Raw genomic sequence first — 16,463 nt, 5'->3', positions numbered from 1 at the left:
CGGCATGCGCAGGCTCGCCCGCGCCGGCGGACCGGCGCTGCTCTGGCGCGCGGTCCTCGCCGCGGCGCTCCTGTGCCTGATCGGTCTGCTGCCCTGGCTCTCGCGCACCGACCCGGCACTGACCGTGCTCAAGGCCAGGTCGGCGGAGCGCACGCCAAGCCCCGACGCCCTGGCCGCCGTCCGTGCCCAACTCGGCCTGGAACAGGGCCCGTTGCATCTGCTCGGTCAGTGGACGGGCGGCCTCCTTCGCGGGGACGCCGGGCAGTCGTGGATCTCCGGCGAGGCCGTGCTGCCCTCGGTGGTGCAGTCCCTGGGCGTCTCGCTGCTTCTCATGACCGTGGCGCTCGTGGTGGCCGTCCTCACGGCGGGCGCGGTGTGCGCCCGCACGCTGTGGCTCGGCTCCCGCCGCCGGCTCTCCGGGCGCCGCCGCCGGGGCTCGGGCACCGCCGTCCTCGCCGCGCTGCCCGAGTTCCTGACCGCCTCGGTCCTTGCCACCGTCATCGGCGTACATCTGGGCTGGCTGCCCGCGCTCGGCTGGTACGGCCCCCAGTGGATGGTGCTTCCCGCCGTCTCGCTCGGTCTGCCCGCGGGGGCGCTGCTCGGGCGGCTCCTGGACGATCTGCTGCCCGGCGCCTTCGCCGAACCGTGGGCACGGGCCGCGTCCGCCCGCGGCATCCCGGCCGGACGCATCGCGCGCCAGGCACTGCGCCGCTGCGTCCCCGCGCTCCTTCCCAACCTCGGCCTGTTCCTCGTGGGCCTGACCGGCGGCGCGGTCGCCGTGGAGCAGATCTTCGACATCCCCGGACTCGGCCGCACCACCCTCCAGGCAGCGGTGGCACAGGATCTGCCCGTCCTCCAGGCGGGCACCCTCGCGCTCGTCCTGCTCGCCGCCGCGGCGGGCGGCCTGTTCCGTCTCGCGGCCCGGCTCACCAGCGGCCCGGCCCTGCGTGACGGCGCCCTGCCGACCCTGCACAGCCCGGCGCCGCCCGCGCCGAGCCGACTGCCGCTCCTTTACGGCGCGCTGCTCCTCGGCGTCATCCTCATCGGCCTGGCCCACGATCCCCTGGCCCTGGACACCGCGGCCCGGCTCCAGGCACCGTCCTGGGCGCACCCGTTCGGCACCGACGCCCTGGGCCGCGATGTCCTTGCCAGGGTCGGGCACGGCGCCCTGCACACCCTCGCCCTGGCCCTGGGGATCAGCGCCTTCGCCCTGCTGGCCGGCGTCCTGCTCGGCCTGCTGCCCCGGTTCTCGGGCCCGTTGCTCGACACGCTCAACGCCGTTCCGCCGACCCTCGCGGGCCTCCTCGTCGCCGGTGTCGCGGGCAGTGGTGCCGCCACCCCCGCGATCGCGGTGGCCACCGTCGCCTGGGTTCCGCTGGCCGCCCACACCGCCGCGCTGCTCCTCCAAGAGCGCGCCACCCTCCATCTGACGGCGACCCGGAGCCTGGGCGCGGGGCGCCGCCACCAGCTCCGGCACCATCTGCTGCCCGCGATTCTTCCGCCCGTCACCCGCCACGCGCTGCTGCGGCTCCCCTCCGTCGCGCTGGCCCTGGCCGCCCTCGGCTTCCTCGGCCTGGGGGCCCAGCCCCCGTCCCCCGAGTGGGGCCTCCTCCTCGCCGAGAACCAGCCCTACGCCGAACGCGCTCCCTGGGCGCTGCTCGCCCCGGCGGCCGCGCTCGCCCTCCTGGGAGCCCTCGCGGTCACGGCGGCGGGCGGAGTGTGGACTCCCCGCCGGCTGCGGCGCGGGCGCCGGCACGAGGGTGCGCCCGACGTGACCGACGTGCGGCCTGTGGAGCGGGAACTGATCACGGCGGGGACGGTCGCCCGGTGAGCGGTCGACCGGGCGGGAGGATGAGTGGGCGGCTGAGCGGTCAAGCGGGCGGACGGCCGAGCGGACGGCTGAGTGGTCAAGCGAGCCGACGTCCGAGCGGACGGCTGAGCGTACGGCGTCAACTGCTGCGGGCCCGGCCCGCGGAACGCTCGCGCCGCGAACGCACCTGGTCGAACCTCTCCCCCTTGCTGCGCCTGCTGATCCTGACCCAGCTGGCCTTCAACATCGGCTTCTTCGCCGTACTGCCGTTCCTGGCCGAGCATCTGGGCGCGGCGATCGGCATGGCGGGCTGGCTGGTCGGGCTCGTGCTCGGCCTGCGGACCTTCAGCCAGCAAGGGCTCTTCGTCGTGGGCGGCGCCCTGACCGACCGGTACGGCGTACGGCCCGTCGTGCTGACCGGCTGCCTGCTGCGGATCGCCGGTTTCGCCTGGCTCGGCTACGCGCAGCAGACCTGGTCGGTCATCGGCGCGGTCCTGCTGATCGGGTTCGCCGCGGCCCTGTTCTCGCCCGCCGTGGAATCGGAGGTAGCCCGGCAGGCGGTGCTCTGGGAGGAGTCGGGGCGCGGCCCGCGCACCCGCATCCTGGCCCTGCTCACCGTGGCGGGCCAGGCCGGCGCGTTCCTCGGCCCGCTCCTCGGCGCCCTGCTGCTCTCCGTCGACTTCCGCACCGTGTGCCTGGCCGGTGCCGGGGTCTTCGTCCTCGTCCTGGCCGGGCACCTGTGGCTGCTGCCCCAGCACATACCGGGGCGGGAGCGGGTCCGCGTACGGGGAGGCGCACGCGAGATGCTGCGCAACCGCCGCTTCCTGGCGGTCTGCGCCGCCTACGGCGCCTATCTCCTGGCGTACAACCAGCTCTATCTCGCCCTGCCCGCGGAGGTGGAGCGCGCCGCGGGATCACAGGCGCCGCTGGCCTGGCTCTTCGCGCTCTCCTCGCTGCTCGTGGTGACCACGCAGCTGCCGGTCACCCACTGGGCGGCGGGGCGGCTCGACCAGCGCCGGTCCATGGTCGCCGGTCTCGTGCTCATCTCCGCGGGGTTCGCCGTCGTGGCCCTCGCGCGTCCGGCCGCCTGGAGCGGTGTCGCCGGGCTGCTGCCCGCCGCCGCCTTCGTCGTACTGCTCACGCTCGGGCAGATGCTGGTCGCCCCGGCCGCCCGCGCCTGGGTGCCCGATCTGGCGCCCGGCGGCAGGCTCGGCCTGTACACCGGAGCCCTGTCCTCGGTCTCCGGCCTGATCGTCCTCGCGGGCAGTGCCGCGACCGGCTCGCTCCTGGACGCGGGTCTGCCGTCCTGGGCGCCGTGGCTCGCGCTCGCCGCGATTCCCCTCCTGGCCACGGTTCTGCTGCCGGGCCGCACACCGAGCGCGGGCCCGTCAGCCGCCTGACGCACCGGGCAGCGCCGGGGCGGCGAGGGCCGCCAGCTCCTCCGGGGTGCGCGGCCCGGCGCCGTCCAGCAGGCCCTTGGTCCGCAGCAGTTCGGCCACGGCGATCCCCCACGGCAGGGTGAGGCCCGCCTGCGCGAGGAGGTCCCGGTGGGCCAGCATCTCGGCGACCGGTCCCGTGCGCACCCCCGAGGGGGTGAGGAGCGCCGCGTCATCGGCCCAGCGCAGGGCCAGATCGACGTCGTGGGTGGCCATGACGACGGTCGTCCCCGCGTCCCGCAGGCCCTGGAGGGTGGTCAGGAGGCGTTCCTGGCCGTCGGGGTCGAGCCCGGCGGTCGGCTCGTCGAGGATCAGTACGCGCGGGCGCATCGCCACGGCGCCCGCGATGGCCGTCCGCTTGCGCTGGCCGTAGGAGAGCAGATGGGTGGGGCGGTCCGCCAGGGCGCTGATGTCGAGCGCTGCAAGCGCCTCGGCGACCCGGGCGCGGACCTCGCCGTCGGGCAGCCCCAGGTTCAGCGGCCCGAAGGACACGTCCTGCTCGACCGAGGCGGCGAACAGTTGGTCGTCCGGGTCCTGGACGACCAGCTGAACGGTGGTGCGCAGCCGCGTAAGACCCTTGCGGTCGTACGTCACGGGGTCTCCCCCGAGGGCCAATCCGCCCTGGTCGGGGCGGAGTCCGCCGCTCAGCAGCCGCATGAGGGTGGTCTTGCCGCTGCCGTTGCGCCCCAGGAGCGCGAGGGCGCGGCCCTCGGTGACGTCGAAGTCCAGACCGCTGAGCACGGTGGGACCGTCCTCGTACGCGTAGGACGCGCCGCGCAGAGCGACGAGCGTCCCGGCAGGAGGAGCGCTTGGCTCGCTCATGGAAGAAGCCTTTCCAGTACGAGGGTGAGGACCGCGAGGCCCGTGAGGAGTGCCGCGCTCGCGGCCACGAAGCTCCGGGAGATCCGGGCCTCGGGCACGAGCACTCGCAGCGTTCCGTCGTAGCCGCGTCCGGCGAGCCCGGCCTGCAGCCGGGTCGCCCGGTCGAAGGCCCGCACGAACGCGGTGGCGCCGAGCGAGCCGAGGGAGCGCCAGGTGGCGGCCCGTGTGGTGTGGCCGAGCCGTGCGGCCTGCGCCTGCCGGATGCGGCTCATGGAGTCCAGGAGCAGGAAGCTCATCCGGTACATGACCAGGGCCACGTCCACGACCGGCGCCGGCACGCCCGCTTTAACCAGGCGGGGCAGCAGGTCCGACATGGGGGTGGTGAAGGCGAAGAGCAGGACGCCGAGGGAGGCGGCCGATGTGCGCAGGAGCAGACCGCCCGCCCGCGCCGGGCCGCCGTCGGCGAGCGTGACGAACCCTTCGGGCCCGCCGAGTTGGACGATCAGGGTCAGGGCGCCGGTGACGCAGAAGCCGAGCGGCACGCGGTAGGCGCGCCACAGTTTGCGCGGCGGCACTCCGGCGGGTCCGAGCAGCACCGCGAGCGCGGCGAGCAGTACCAGGGCGGCACCCGGCCAGGGCGGCAGGGAGACGGCGAGGACGGTGAGGCCGAGCCCGAGCACGGCCTTGTCCACGGGGTGACGGCGGCGCCAGCGACTGCTGTGCGCCGCCGCGTCGATGGGCAGCACGCGGGCTCAGACCTGCTCGGACCCGGGCCTGCTGCCCGCCGTGTCCGCCGTCTGCTCCCTGTCCGCCGTCCGCTCCGCCGTTGCCGTCCGCTCCGTGTCCGCTTCCTGCGCCAGTGCCTGTTCGGCGCCCTGACGGCGGCCCTTGCGCAGGCCGAAGTAGTACGCGAGGACGCCCGCGCCGAGGGCCGCCTGCAGGGCGAAGAGCGCCGACTCGACTTCCCCGGACGGGGGTTCGTACAGCGGCGAGAACCAGGGCTCGTAGTCCGGCTTGATCTCGGTGATCGCTGTCTCGGCCTGGGCGTCGGCCCCGGTGAACGGCTCCTTCTTGTGATCTCCGAGGCCGAGCACCAGCGGCAGTGCCGCGAGCGCGGCGACGATGACCAGGAGCAGGGTGTTGATCTTCGCGTTCCGGCTCATCAGGCGCTGGCCCCCGTCTCCGTCTTGGTGTCCGTCTTGCTGCCCTTGTCGGTCTTCTTGCCCTGGAGCAGCACGCCGAGCCGGGTGAGCTCGCCCTTGCTGGACTGCACGAGCAGCCGCATCACCAGGACGGTGAGCAGGCCCTCGCTGACCGCGAGGGGGATCTGCGTGACGGCGAAGATGCCGCCGAACTTGCCCAGGGCGCCGATGAATCCGCTGCTCGGGTCGGGGAACGCCAGGGCCAGCTGGACGCTGGTGACGCAGTACGTGGACAGGTCGGCGACGAACGCGCCGAAGAACACGGCGACCATGAGCGGCACGTCGTACCGCTTCAGGAGGCGGTAGACGGCGTATCCGGCCCATGGCCCGACGATCGCCATGGAGAAGACGTTGGCGCCGAGCGTGGTGAGCCCGCCGTGGGCGAGCAGCAGCGCCTGGAAGAGCAGCGTGATCGTGCCGAGCACCGTCATGATCGGCGGCCGGAACAGGATCGCGCCGAGCCCGGTTCCCGTGGGGTGCGAGCAACTGCCCGTCACGGAAGGGATCTTCAGCGCGGAAAGGACAAATGTGAGGGCACCGGAGGCACCCAGGAGCAGAGTGCTCTCGGGGTGCTCCTTGACCTCACGGGTCAGGGAGCGGACTCCGTGGACGACGAACGGCGCGGACGCTACGCCCCAGGCGATCGCGTGCGCCGGTGGGAGGAAACCCTCGGCTATGTGCATGGCTAAGCAGACCCTCTCCAGCACCTCGTGGATGGACAACGCGCCTTGGCCGGTCTCCTGGCTGACGGGTCGTACCGACCGGACTCCGCCTTCCCGGGTACGTGCGTACCCAGTGGCTGCCGCGAGGGCTGGAGCCGGACTTCCCGATCACAGTGGCGAGGGCCGCACCGGCATCACACCGGATTTCCCGTTCACCAAGGCGTGGTGACCCTAGTGCGCAACCGCAATTCCTGACAACTTGCGGAACACCCGCGCCTGTGGCACGCGCGAGCGCACACGACCGGGGCGTACGCCCCTGGTCAGCGCATGTGCCCCGGCCCGTGAGCGCCCCCGTGTTCCAGGCGGCAGCCCATGCCGATGGGCACGGCGAAGGACGCGTTGTCGAGGTCGAGTCCGTCGGAGTAGACCAGCCGCGAGGCGTGGCGGATCTCGCAGCCCGGGGACCGTGTCTCACCTCACGGTCCGGAACCTGATCAGAACTGTTCGGCGGGTCGTCCGCCCTCTAGGGTTGCCCGTGCAGCTGGTTCGCCCTGCCCGCCAGGCAGACGCGTCGCAAGAGGGAACCCGGTGGGAATCCGGGACTGCCCCGCAGCGGTGAGTGGGAACGACCGCCGTCATACGCACTGGATCCAGGCGGATCCGGGAAGCGACGGCCAGTAGGAATCTGCCCCGGCAGATGTGCCCGCGAGTCCGAAGACCTGCCCGTTGCCCGCACGTGATCCCTCACGTGCGGATATCCCGGTGACCTCGTGGGCGGGTCGGCGTGCGGATCAGGCGGAGCACCGCGCTCATGGCGCGTGTCGGGTCCGCCCGGTTCGTCATCCCTTCGCGTCCGTGTCCCATCACCGGGATGCTCAGGAGTCATCTCGCGAAGGAGATTTCCGTGACATCGAAGTCCGCAGCCGCGGCGGCACGGTCCACCGTGTACGGCTACCCCCGCCAGGGCCCCCACCGGGAGCTGAAGAAGGCCGTCGAGGGCTACTGGAGGGGCCGCGTCACCGCCGACGCCCTCCGGGACACCGCGGCCCGACTGCGCGGGGCCACCTGGCAGCACCTGGCCGACGCGGGTATCCATGAAGTGCCGACCGGCGACTTCTCGTACTACGACCATGTCCTGGACACCAGTGTCATGGTCGGCGCCGTGCCCCCGCGCCACCGCGAGGCCTTCGACACCGACCGGCTCGACGGCTATTTCGCGATGGCCCGCGGCACCCGGGACGTGGCGCCGCTCGAAATGACCAAGTGGTTCGACACCAACTACCACTACCTCGTGCCGGAGCTCGGCCCCGACACCGTCTTCACCGCCGACTCCGGCAAGCAGGTCGCCGAGCTGAAGGAGGCCCTCGCGCTGAGCCTCGCCGCCCGGCCGGTCCTCGTCGGCCCGGTCACCTATCTGCTCCTCGCCAAGCCCGCGCCGGGCACGGCCGCCGACTTCGAGCCGCTCACGCTGCTCGACCGGCTCCTTCCCGTGTACGCCGAGGTTCTCGCCGATCTGCGCGCCGCCGGTGCCGAATGGATGCAGCTCGACGAGCCCGCCCTGGTCCAGGACCGCACCCCGGCCGAGCTCAACGCCGCCGCCCGCGCCTACCGCGACCTCGGCGCCCTCACCGACCGTCCGCAACTCCTGGTCGCCTCCTACTTCGGCAGGCTCGGCGACGCGCTGCCGGTGCTCGCCAAGGCGCCGGTCGAGGGCCTCGCCCTGGACTTCACCGAGGCCGCCGCGGGACAGCTCGACGACCTCGCCGCCGTCGGCGGTCTGCCCGGCAAGCGCCTTGTCGCGGGCGTCGTCAACGGCCGCAACATCTGGATCAACGACCTGTCGACGTCCCTGTCCACGCTGGGCACGCTCCTGGGTCTCGCCGACCGGGTCGACGTCTCCGCGTCCTGCTCGCTGCTCCATGTGCCGCTGGACTCCACCGCCGAACGGGACATCGACCCGCAGATCGCCCGCTGGCTGGCCTTCGCCCACCAGAAGACCGCCGAGATCGCGACGCTGGCCCGCGGCCTGGCGCAGGGGACGGGCGCCATCACGGCCGAACTCTCCGCCAACCGCGCCGATCTGGCCTCGCGCTCGGGCTCGGCCCTGACCCACGATCCGGCCGTACGCTCCCGTGTCGCCGCCGTCACCGACGCCGATGCCCGGCGCGCGCACGCCTACCCGGAGCGTGCGGCGGCCCAGCGGACCCGCCTCGGCCTGCCGCAGCTGCCCACGACCACCATCGGCTCCTTCCCGCAGACCGCCGAACTGCGCACGGCCCGCGCCGACCTGCGCGCCGGACGCATCGACACGGCGGGCTACGAGGACCGGATCCGCGCCGAGATCCAGGACGTGCTCTCCTTCCAGGAGAAGGCGGGCATCGACGTCCTGGTGCACGGCGAGCCCGAGCGCAACGACATGGTGCAGTACTTCGCCGAGCAGCTCACCGGCTACCTCGCCACGCAGCACGGCTGGGTCCAGTCCTACGGCACCCGCTACGTCCGCCCGCCGGTCCTGGCCGGCGACATCTCGCGCCCCGAGCCGATGACGGTGCGCTGGACCTCGTACGCCAACTCCCTCACCGAACGCCCCGTCAAGGGCATGCTCACCGGCCCCGTCACGATGCTCGCCTGGTCCTTCGTCCGCGACGACCAACCGCTCGGCGACACCGCCCGCCAGGTCGCCCTCGCCCTGCGCGACGAGGTCAACGACCTTGAATCAGCGGGCACTTCGGTCATCCAGGTCGACGAACCCGCGCTGCGCGAAACCCTCCCGCTGCGCACCGCCGACCACGCCGTGTACCTCGCCTGGGCCACGGAATCCTTCCGCCTCACCACCAGCGGCGTACGTCCGGACACCCAGATCCACACCCACATGTGCTACGCCGAGTTCGGCGACATCGTCCAGGCCATCGACGACCTCGACGCCGACGTCATCAGCCTGGAGGCCGCCCGCTCCCACATGCAGGTCGCCCGCGAACTGGCCGAGCACGGCTACCCCCGCGAGGCCGGCCCCGGCGTCTACGACATCCACTCCCCGCGCGTACCCAGCACCGAGGAAGCGGCGGCCCTGCTGCGCAAGGGCCTGGAGGCCATCCCCGCCGACCGCCTGTGGGTCAACCCCGACTGCGGCCTCAAGACCCGCGCCTGGCCCGAAACGAAGACGTCCCTGGAAAACCTGGTCGCGGCTGCACGCGAGGTGAGGTCGGAGCTGCCTACGGGGTCCTGACCCGAGCGCACGGAGCGGGGTGGCCATCCGGGGACGAGCGGCCGCCCCGCTCCGTGACCGCTCCCCTGCCCCTGGGCCCTTCACGGCGGTGGACGTGAGGGCGTGCGTCTCACAGGTGGCGCGGCGGGCTGTTGCGGATGGCTGAGCGGCGGGCCCACAGCGCGCAGGCGAGCAGCACGAGACCGGCGAGGCAGTAGGCCCACGCGTTCGTGCTGCCCCTGGCCGCACCAACGGCCCAGGCCAGCGACCAGATGGCGAGCAGGACGCTCAGGGCGGTCCAGGCGAGCGTCCACATCTGGTTGCGCGCCGCGAGACGTTGCGGCGTACCTCGTTCCATCTCGCCCATCCCGGGCGAGCCATGATGCTCATCACGAATCGTCATAGGTTGCCGGATGCCCCCGTCCAGGCGACCGAACCACCCTTGCATCGCGTCTGGTTGAGCCTGCAAGGGCAGTTCGGTGCAGTTACAGCCGAGGGAGAGCATCGAGCCGGGCAGGGCAGGGACGCCGTCCAGGACCCCGATACCTGGCAGTGGACGGAGGGCGACGCGGAGCTCGCCAAGTCCGGTATCCCGCGCGCCATGCTCGTCGACTTGGTGCTGCCCGGCGACGTCCTGGGCGAGGTCGCCGATGCGGCTGCCCGGCACACCGGCATCCCGGCGGGCGTCCCGGTGGTCGCCACCGCTGGAGACCGTCTACCGCGACGCACGCGGCCGCACCGACGCGCTCTACCGGCGGACGTACGACATCTTCGGCTGAGGACGGGATCGCTGCTCGCCGGTGTTCTCGACGGCGAGCACCACCGTCTCGCCTGTCGTCGGCGCTGCGAGTCGGCACATATCGCCGGTGTATCGAAAACGGCATACGTGCCCGCAACACCCTGCCGTCTTGAGTGGTGGCATGACCCGAACCCAGCAAACGCTGCCCGCGCCTGTACGCCGCCCCTGCCCGGAACCCGAGGACGCGGAAGTGACCGGGCAGGGCGGCGCCGGCCGCCGGGGCACCGCCTCCGGGAGTGGGCGGGCGCGCATCCGCCGGGCACTCCGCGCCGCCACCCGGCCGGAGCCGTGGAAGCGCGGCCCGGTGCTCGCGGTGCTCGCGCTGCTGCTGGGCCTGTTCATGCTGCTGCACGCGCAGATCACGGACCGCGGGGGCCTCGGCAGCCTGGTGGAGTCGTTCCTGCCGTGGTTCGGCCTGTTCGTCCCGGTACTGCTGGCCGGTGCACTGTGGCGGCGCTCCGCCTCCGCGGTGGTCGCGCTCCTGATGCCGGTCGTGGTGTGGCTGAACCTCTTCGGCGGACTGCTCGGCGACAAATCGCACCCGGCCGCCGACCTCACCGTGGCCAGCCACAACGTCGGCGCCGACAACCCCGACCCGGTCGGCACGGCCCGCGACCTGGTTGCCTCCGGTGCCGACGTACTGGCCCTCGAGGAGATCACCCCGGAAGCCCGGGTCACGTACGAGAAGGAGCTGGCCGAGGCATATCCGCACCACGCGATGGGGGGCACGGTCGGGCTGTGGAGCAAGCTGCCGCTGTCGAAGACGCGGCCGGTCGACATCCAGCAGGATGTCGGACCGCTGGCGGACACCAAGCCGGAGGACGTCAGGCTGGCCGACAGCCGGGCGCTGCGCACCACGGTGGCCACGGACCAGGGTCCGCTGGCGGTGTACGTGGCCCACTTGGGGTCCGTGCGCGTGGTCCCCGGGACCGGCTTCGCGACCGGCGGCCGGGACCGCAACGCGACGGCGCTCGCCGAGGCCGTCGCCGCCGAGCCGAACGAGCGGACGGTGCTGCTCGGCGACCTGAACGGCACCACGGACGACCGCGCGCTCGACGGCCTCACCTCACGGCTGGACTCGGCCCAGGACGAGGCAGGGGACGGCTTCGGCTTCAGCTACCCGGCGAAGTTCCCGGTGACACGGATCGACCAGATCCTGGTCCGCGGCGTGGAACCGACCGACTCATGGGTCCTGCCGGCCACCGGAAGCGACCACCTGCCGGTGGCGGCCGGAATCAGCTGGTGAGAACCGCGCCGGGGACCTCTTGAGTGCGGACGAGTCGAGTGCGGACGACGTGGTTCAGGCAGCGGCACGCCAGATCTGCACCAGGCAGTACTGATCCTCCCCGCCCAGAGCGGCTTCATGGCCGGCGGGCGTGGTCAGCGCGTCGGAACAACCCCGCAGAGGAGAGGTGAAGGGACCCGCGTCCGGGTTGAACACCCACTGCCACCGCATCCGGCGTGCGCCGAACAGCCGGTAGCTCGCCGAGACAGTGGTGTCGCAGGAATCCAGCAACCCACCCATCAAGCACCTCACACATCGGGAAAACGCCGCTCAGTGGCGGCGCTCGCACCGACTGTAAACGACGGGAAGAGACCGGAATTCGACGTGCTCACCACCGGCCGGGGGCCGTCACTCCAGCCACGGCAAGGCACGGGTCAGCGCACCCGCCCCCGCGGCTTGAGCGGCACCGGCGGGAGTGCCGGGGCGGGGATCCGGCCGCCGTCGTACCCCTTCACCTCGCCGAAGCGGTGTCCCTCCATCCAGTTGTCGCGGGCCTCCTCGATCTCCCCCTGCGTGCGGCCGATGAAGTTCCACCACATGATCAGTTCCTCGTCGAACGGCTCGCCGCCGAGCAGCATCAGGCCCGCGTCCGACTGGGCCTGCAGGGGCAGTTCGGTGCGGCCGCAGCCGAGGTAGAGCATCGAGCCGGGCAGGACGGGGACGCCGTCCACGCGGGTCTCGCCGGACATGCACAGGACGGCGTACTCGAAGTCGGGGTTCAGGGGCAGGCGTACGTCCGCGTCGCGCGTCAGGGCGAGGTCGGCGCCGACGATGGGGGTGTAGGTCGTGCCGGGTGACGTGGTGCCGTCGACCGTGCCCAGGATGAGCGTCGCCGTCAGGCCGGGGGCCGTGACCAGGGGCAGCTCGGCGTGGTGCTCGAAGTGCGGGTCGGTGTGGCGGTGGACGTCGGGCAGCGCCACCCACAACTGAGCGCCGTGCAGGAGGCGGGCGTGCTTCCGGGGGCTCTCCTCGGAGTGCGAGATCGCCCGGCCCGACGTCATCAGGCCGAGCTCGCGGGGGCGGATCGTCTGGAGGCTGCCGGTGGAGTCGCGGTGCAGGACCTCGCCGTCGTGCAGCCAGCTCACCGTCTGCAGGCCCATGTGCGGGTGGGGTCCCACCTGCATGCCCGGCTCGTCGGCGATGTCGTCGGGGCCGTAGTGATCCACGAAGCACCAGGCGCCGACCATGCGGCGGCCCAGGTTGGGCAGCAGGCGGCGGACCTCCGTGGATTCGCCGAGCTTGACCTTGCGGGGGCTGAGGAGTTCCCGGACCGGTTCGGCGACGACGAAACCGCGCCCGCCGCACAAGGAGGGAACCGGCTCACGATCAAGATTGCTCATGCCGCACAACCTAGCCCCGCGGGGCGCCCGGCGTCAGGCGCGCGCTCCGGTCATTCCGGGGGAACCCGCGCCCCCGGTGCGCCCCCGCGCCGCCCGGAGCCGCCGCGTCCGAACCAGTTGGTGGAATTTTCGATCACATCCCGCGGTTGGAGGGCTCGAAGGAGGCAACAGTGGACACGATGTACTACGACCACGGAACCGCGGCGGAGCGCTGGGAGCGCGCGCAGCAGTTCTTCGACGCCAAGGAGTACGCCACGGCGGCGCGCATCCTCGACCCCCTGGCCGACGAGGTGCCGGAGCAGGTCGCCCCGCGTCTGCTGCTTGCCCGCGCCTACTACCACTCGGCCCAACTGCGGCGCGCGGAGGCCGAGTTGCGTACGGTCATCGCGCTCGACCCCGTCGAGCAGTACGCCCGGCTGCTCCTCGGCCGCACCCTGGAGCGGCAGGGCCGGGACACGGACGCGGCCCCGCACCTGAGGATGGCCGCGGCCCTCTCGGGTGACTTCGCGGAGGCCTGATCCCGGGGCTTCGGCTCACACCCACACGGCCTCGGCCAGCGCCACGCCCACGAAGACCGCGCCCAGCGCCGCGGCCACGCTGATCACGGCGTTGGCCGCGGCGTAGAACCGGGAGCCGCCCTCGGAGAGCCGCAGCGTGTCGTACGAGAAGGTCGAGTACGTGGTCAGGGCGCCGCACAGGCCCGTGCCGAGGAACAGCTGGGTGTGAGAGGTGGCGGCGCCCGCCACGGTCGCGCCGGTGAGCACGCCGAGGATCAGACTGCCCGCCACGTTGACCGCGAGCGTTCCCCACGGGAAGACCGTGTCGTGCCTGGCCTGCACGGCACGGTCGGTGAGGAACCGCAGCGGGGCGCCGATCATCGCCCCCGCCACCACGCAGAGCCAGTTCACGGGCGCTCCCCGCTTCCGCCGGTCATGACTGCCTCGGGGCCGTGACGCGGCGCGTCAGCCACGCCGCGCTCCACACTGCCGCGAGGGCCGCGAGAAGCGTCAGGCCGAGGTAGGCAAGGCCCGTACGGGCGTGTCCGTCCTTCACCAGGCGCTCGATGTCCATCGCGTAGGTGGAGAAGGTGGTGAAGCCGCCGAGAACGCCCGTGCCGAAGAAAGGGCGCAGCAGGCGGTGCGGGGTCCGCATCACCTCTGTCAGGATCACCATGAAGGCCCCCATGACGGCGCATCCGACGACGTTCACCAGGAGGGTCGTCGTGGGGAAGGCGCCCGGGGCGGTGGGCCAGAGCAGGGACGCGCCGTAGCGGGCGGACGCGCCGATCGCGCCGCCGACGGCCACGACCGCCACCACCGGCCACACGCCGCTCTCTCTCACCTGCACCACCTGTGCGCAATCCGCGGTCCGCCGGATCAAACGATCACCGCGGAAGATCGTCCTCAGGCTAGCCGCCCGCCGGTGTGTCCCGCAGGCCGAGGCGCAGGTGCTCGACGTGGAAGAGCGCCTGGTCGAGGAGTTCGGCGACGTGGTGGTCGTAGAGGGCGTAGATGACCGAGCGGCCGTGCCGTTCGCCGGTGATCAGGCCGAGGTTGCGAAGCAGGCGCAGCTGGTGGGAGCAGGCCGACTGCTCCATGCCGACCGCGTCGGCCAGGTCGCCGGCCGCGCAGGGGCCCTCCTGGAGGCGGGCGAGGATCAGCAGCCGGGACGGTGTGGCCAGGGCCTGGAGAGTGGCGGCGACGTCCGCGGCCCCCACGGAGTCCAGGCGTTCGCGCGTGGTGGCGGTGCTCTTGTCGTCGACTCCGTGGCCCATGGCGTCATCCTATCGATGACACATGAAAAGCTGTTCATTCGTTCCTGTACGGTGATGACGTTGCCGCTCCCCAGCCCGTGAAGGGTTCCTCCGCCATGCCCACGGCCCCGCCCGATACACCCGCTCCCCTGCTCCCCGGCCCCTCCCGCCCCCGATCAGGCACCGCGGCGGCACCGCGCCGCCGCACCCGTGTCCTCGCCCTCGCCGAAGCCCGCTGGGCGGCCGCAGCGACGGCCGCGTTCCTGGTCGCGCTGCCGCTCCAGCTGGCCGGTGCCGCTTCCTGGACGTGGGGCGCGCTGTACGCCGTCGCGTATGTCGCCGGGGGCTGGGAACCGGCGCTCGCGGGGCTGCGGGCGCTGCGCGAGAAGACCCTGGACGTGGATCTGCTGATGATCGTCGCCGCCCTCGGCGCGGCCTCGATCGGGCAGGTGATGGACGGGGCGCTGCTCGTCGTCATCTTCGCGACGTCCGGCGCGCTTGAAGCCCTGGCCACCGCCCGTACCGCCGACTCGGTGCGCGGCCTGCTCGACCTCGCGCCCGCCACGGCCACGCGTCTTGCCGACGGGGGCGGCGAAGAGACGGTCGACACGGCCGAGTTGAGGGTCGGCGACGTCATCCTCGTACGACCCGGCGAGCGTGTCGGAGCCGACGGCGAGGTGCTCGACGGGGCCAGTGACGTCGACCAGGCCACGATCACCGGGGAGCCGCTGCCGGTCGGCAAGGAGGCCGGGGACGAGGTGTTCGCCGGGACGCTGAACGGGGCGGGCGCGCTGCGGGTACGGGTCGGGCGTGACGCGTCGGACTCGGTGATCGCGCGGATCGTGGCGATGGTCGAGGAGGCGTCAGAGACCAAGGCGCCGACGCAGCTGTTCATCGAGAAGGTCGAGCAGCGCTACTCGCTCGGCATGGTCATCGCCACGCTCGCCGTCTTCGCCGTGCCGCTGGCCTTCGGCGACGATCTGACCGGGGCTCTGCTGCGGGCGATGACGTTCATGATCGTGGCGTCGCCGTGCGCGGTGGTGCTCGCCACCATGCCGCCGCTGCTCTCGGCGATCGCCAACGCCGGACGGCACGGCGTCCTGGTCAAGTCCGCCGTCGTGATGGAGCGTCTGGGACAGGTCGACGCGGTCGCCGTCGACAAGACGGGCACCCTGACCGAGGGGACTCCCCGGGTGACCGCCGTCCACGCGCTGCCGGGCGGCGGCCTGACCGACGACGCCCTCCTGGCACTCGCCGCGGCGGCCGAGCACCGCAGCGAACATCCCCTGGCCCGCGCCGTCGTGGGCGCTGCGCGCGCCCGCGGCCTGGACGTCCCGCCCGTCACCGGCTTCGCGTCGGCGCCGGGTGTCGGGGTGAGCGCCACGGTCGGGGGCGCGACCGTCGAGGTGGGGGCTCCGGCTCGGCTCCTCGATGCGACGCCGGGGGACGCCTCGCCGAGGGAAGCGACAGGCGCCGACGCCCTCGCTCGCGCGGCGCAGTTGGGCGAGGACGGCCAGACCGCCGTGCTCGTGCTGCGCGACGGCATCCCCGTCGGCGTCCTGGGCATCGCCGACCGACTCCGCCCCGACGCAGCGGCCACCGTCACCGCCCTCACGACCCTGACCGGCACCGCCCCGATGCTGCTCACCGGCGACAACGCGCAGGCCGCGGCCCGGCTCGCGAAGGAGGTCGGCATCGATGACGTACGGGCCGGGCTGCTGCCGCAGGACAAGGTCGCGGCGGTGCGTGAGGCGGAGGGCGCCGGTCGCAGGGTCCTGGTCATCGGGGACGGCGTCAACGACGCGCCCGCTCTCGCCGCGGCGCACACCGGTCTCGCGATGGGCCGGGCCGGTTCCGATTTGGCACTGGAGACCGCCGACGCCGTCATCGTGCGGGACGAACTCGCCACCGTGCCCAAGGTGATCGCCCTGTCCCGGCGCGCCCGCGGGCTCGTGGTGCAGAACCTGGTGATCGCCGGGGCGTTCATCGCCGTACTGGTCACCTGGGACCTCGTCGGCACCCTGCCGCTGCCCCTCGGCGTGCTCGGCCACGAGGGCTCCACCGTGCTGGTGGGGCTCAACGGGCTCCGGCTGCTGCGGGACGCGGCTTGGCGGGACGCGGGCGCCTGAGCGGGGCGGCTCCCCGCCCG

Annotated in this window: 17 protein-coding genes, 1 pseudogene and 2 riboswitches; of the genes and pseudogenes, 7 read left to right on the top strand and 11 right to left on the bottom strand. The window is 72.9% G+C overall.

All coding sequences use genetic code 11. The annotated features are described in order from the left end of the window. The first annotated feature begins 4 nt into the window (after nt 1–4). Together ABZ906_RS30445 and ABZ906_RS30440 are read left to right on the top strand one after the other, a co-directional pair. Nucleotides 5–1,831: an ABC transporter permease subunit gene (locus ABZ906_RS30445; protein ID WP_361388132.1), complete on the top strand. Its 1,827-nt coding sequence runs from the start codon at nt 5–7 to the stop codon at nt 1,829–1,831. A 20-nt stretch (nt 1,832–1,851) separates the two neighbouring features. Continuing rightward, nucleotides 1,852–3,210: an MFS transporter gene (locus ABZ906_RS30440; RefSeq protein ID WP_361388129.1), complete on the top strand. Its 1,359-nt coding sequence runs from the start codon at nt 1,852–1,854 to the stop codon at nt 3,208–3,210. Here ABZ906_RS30440 and ABZ906_RS30435 read toward each other — a convergent pair. From ABZ906_RS30435 to ABZ906_RS30415, 5 genes and pseudogenes are all read right to left on the bottom strand, one after another. After that, complete coding sequence (locus ABZ906_RS30435) at nt 3,199–4,068, bottom strand: ATP-binding cassette domain-containing protein (protein ID WP_361184974.1); 870 nt, start codon at nt 4,066–4,068, stop codon at nt 3,199–3,201. The genes ABZ906_RS30440 and ABZ906_RS30435 overlap by 12 nt on opposite strands. Continuing rightward, entirely contained in the window at nt 4,065–4,814 is a 750-nt protein-coding gene (gene cbiQ / locus ABZ906_RS30430; protein ID WP_361184977.1) for a cobalt ECF transporter T component CbiQ, read from the bottom strand. Before cbiQ ends, ABZ906_RS30435 begins: the two co-directional genes overlap by 4 nt. 6 nt (nt 4,815–4,820) lie before the next feature. After that, complete coding sequence (locus ABZ906_RS30425; protein WP_361388126.1) at nt 4,821–5,231, bottom strand: energy-coupling factor ABC transporter substrate-binding protein; 411 nt, start codon at nt 5,229–5,231, stop codon at nt 4,821–4,823. Then, a complete protein-coding gene (locus ABZ906_RS30420; protein ID WP_361388123.1) occupies nt 5,231–5,953 on the bottom strand; it encodes an energy-coupling factor ABC transporter permease in 723 nt (240 codons plus the stop codon). The genes ABZ906_RS30425 and ABZ906_RS30420 overlap by 1 nt, the downstream gene beginning before the upstream one ends. Before the next feature lie 29 nt (nt 5,954–5,982). Next, a riboswitch (cobalamin riboswitch) is annotated at nt 5,983–6,181 on the bottom strand. Nucleotides 6,182–6,291: 110 nt separating this feature from the next. Continuing rightward, nucleotides 6,292–6,408, bottom strand: a pseudogene (locus tag ABZ906_RS30415) (short-chain fatty acyl-CoA regulator family protein); the annotation flags it as partial. A gap of 49 nt (nt 6,409–6,457) precedes the next feature. After that, nucleotides 6,458–6,674: riboswitch (cobalamin riboswitch) on the top strand. 162 nt (nt 6,675–6,836) lie between these two features. Here ABZ906_RS30415 and metE point away from each other — a divergent pair. After that, nucleotides 6,837–9,158 (top strand): 5-methyltetrahydropteroyltriglutamate--homocysteine S-methyltransferase, encoded by a 2,322-nt coding sequence (gene metE, locus ABZ906_RS30410; protein WP_361388120.1) that lies wholly within the window; start codon nt 6,837–6,839, stop codon nt 9,156–9,158. A gap of 109 nt (nt 9,159–9,267) precedes the next feature. Here the strand turns inward: metE and ABZ906_RS30405 are convergent, their stop codons facing one another. Beyond that, a complete protein-coding gene (locus ABZ906_RS30405) occupies nt 9,268–9,495 on the bottom strand; it encodes a hypothetical protein (protein ID WP_361388759.1) in 228 nt (75 codons plus the stop codon). A gap of 292 nt (nt 9,496–9,787) precedes the next feature. Between ABZ906_RS30405 and ABZ906_RS30400 the strand changes: the two genes are divergently transcribed. Together ABZ906_RS30400 and ABZ906_RS30395 are read left to right on the top strand one after the other, a co-directional pair. Next, nucleotides 9,788–9,916 carry a hypothetical protein gene (locus tag ABZ906_RS30400; protein WP_361388117.1) on the top strand — a complete coding sequence of 43 codons (129 nt, stop codon included), beginning with the start codon at nt 9,788–9,790 and terminating at the stop codon, nt 9,914–9,916. Nucleotides 9,917–10,057: 141 nt separating this feature from the next. Next, on the top strand, nt 10,058–11,182 hold the full coding sequence (locus tag ABZ906_RS30395; RefSeq protein ID WP_361388114.1) for an endonuclease/exonuclease/phosphatase family protein: 1,125 nt from the start codon (nt 10,058–10,060) through the stop codon (nt 11,180–11,182). 54 nt (nt 11,183–11,236) lie between these two features. On the opposite strand, the gene ABZ906_RS30390 is transcribed toward ABZ906_RS30395, so the two are convergent. Both ABZ906_RS30390 and ABZ906_RS30385 read right to left on the bottom strand, forming a co-directional pair. Continuing rightward, a complete protein-coding gene (locus tag ABZ906_RS30390; protein ID WP_361388111.1) occupies nt 11,237–11,461 on the bottom strand; it encodes a hypothetical protein in 225 nt (74 codons plus the stop codon). Nucleotides 11,462–11,595: 134 nt separating this feature from the next. After that, nucleotides 11,596–12,561: a pirin family protein gene (locus ABZ906_RS30385; protein ID WP_361201138.1), complete on the bottom strand. Its 966-nt coding sequence runs from the start codon at nt 12,559–12,561 to the stop codon at nt 11,596–11,598. 170 nt (nt 12,562–12,731) lie between these two features. Between ABZ906_RS30385 and ABZ906_RS30380 the strand changes: the two genes are divergently transcribed. Then, a complete protein-coding gene (locus ABZ906_RS30380; RefSeq protein ID WP_361388108.1) occupies nt 12,732–13,079 on the top strand; it encodes a tetratricopeptide repeat protein in 348 nt (115 codons plus the stop codon). A gap of 15 nt (nt 13,080–13,094) precedes the next feature. Here ABZ906_RS30380 and crcB (ABZ906_RS30375) read toward each other — a convergent pair whose 3' ends face one another. The 3 genes from crcB (ABZ906_RS30375) to ABZ906_RS30365 form a co-directional block, all read right to left on the bottom strand. Next, complete coding sequence (gene crcB / locus ABZ906_RS30375; protein ID WP_361201141.1) at nt 13,095–13,469, bottom strand: fluoride efflux transporter CrcB; 375 nt, start codon at nt 13,467–13,469, stop codon at nt 13,095–13,097. A gap of 22 nt (nt 13,470–13,491) precedes the next feature. Then, nucleotides 13,492–13,902 carry a fluoride efflux transporter CrcB gene (crcB, locus tag ABZ906_RS30370; RefSeq protein WP_361388105.1) on the bottom strand — a complete coding sequence of 137 codons (411 nt, stop codon included), beginning with the start codon at nt 13,900–13,902 and terminating at the stop codon, nt 13,492–13,494. A gap of 67 nt (nt 13,903–13,969) precedes the next feature. Next, nucleotides 13,970–14,335 (bottom strand): metalloregulator ArsR/SmtB family transcription factor, encoded by a 366-nt coding sequence (locus ABZ906_RS30365; RefSeq protein WP_361201145.1) that lies wholly within the window; start codon nt 14,333–14,335, stop codon nt 13,970–13,972. Nucleotides 14,336–14,430: 95 nt separating this feature from the next. Between ABZ906_RS30365 and ABZ906_RS30360 the strand changes: the two genes are divergently transcribed. Then, on the top strand, nt 14,431–16,443 hold the full coding sequence (locus tag ABZ906_RS30360; protein WP_361388102.1) for a heavy metal translocating P-type ATPase: 2,013 nt from the start codon (nt 14,431–14,433) through the stop codon (nt 16,441–16,443). Nucleotides 16,444–16,463: the final 20 nt, after the last annotated feature.

The sequence above is a fragment of the Streptomyces sp. NPDC046925 genome (genome assembly GCF_040644915.1).
Lineage (GTDB): Bacteria > Actinomycetota > Actinomycetes > Streptomycetales > Streptomycetaceae > Streptomyces.
The sequence above is the reverse complement of the archived record's forward strand: the minus strand, read 5'-3'. Positions and strand labels throughout refer to the sequence as shown.

Bases quoted from the DNA above. Each gene is read 5' to 3' on its own strand.
- ABZ906_RS30445 (WP_361388132.1), top strand. From the start codon at position 5: ATGCGCAGGCTCGCCCGCGCCGGCGGACCGGCGCTGCTCTGGCGCGCG.
- ABZ906_RS30440 (WP_361388129.1), top strand. From the start codon at position 1,852: ATGAGTGGGCGGCTGAGCGGTCAAGCGGGCGGACGGCCGAGCGGACGG.
- ABZ906_RS30435 (WP_361184974.1), bottom strand. From the start codon at position 4,068: ATGAGCGAGCCAAGCGCTCCTCCTGCCGGGACGCTCGTCGCTCTGCGC.
- ABZ906_RS30425 (WP_361388126.1), bottom strand. From the start codon at position 5,231: ATGAGCCGGAACGCGAAGATCAACACCCTGCTCCTGGTCATCGTCGCC.
- ABZ906_RS30420 (WP_361388123.1), bottom strand. From the start codon at position 5,953: ATGCACATAGCCGAGGGTTTCCTCCCACCGGCGCACGCGATCGCCTGG.
- ABZ906_RS30405 (WP_361388759.1), bottom strand. From the start codon at position 9,495: ATGGAACGAGGTACGCCGCAACGTCTCGCGGCGCGCAACCAGATGTGG.
- ABZ906_RS30400 (WP_361388117.1), top strand. From the start codon at position 9,788: ATGCGGCTGCCCGGCACACCGGCATCCCGGCGGGCGTCCCGGTGGTCG.
- ABZ906_RS30395 (WP_361388114.1), top strand. From the start codon at position 10,058: ATGACCCGAACCCAGCAAACGCTGCCCGCGCCTGTACGCCGCCCCTGC.
- ABZ906_RS30390 (WP_361388111.1), bottom strand. From the start codon at position 11,461: ATGGGTGGGTTGCTGGATTCCTGCGACACCACTGTCTCGGCGAGCTAC.
- ABZ906_RS30385 (WP_361201138.1), bottom strand. From the start codon at position 12,561: ATGAGCAATCTTGATCGTGAGCCGGTTCCCTCCTTGTGCGGCGGGCGC.
- ABZ906_RS30365 (WP_361201145.1), bottom strand. From the start codon at position 14,335: ATGGGCCACGGAGTCGACGACAAGAGCACCGCCACCACGCGCGAACGC.
- ABZ906_RS30360 (WP_361388102.1), top strand. From the start codon at position 14,431: ATGCCCACGGCCCCGCCCGATACACCCGCTCCCCTGCTCCCCGGCCCC.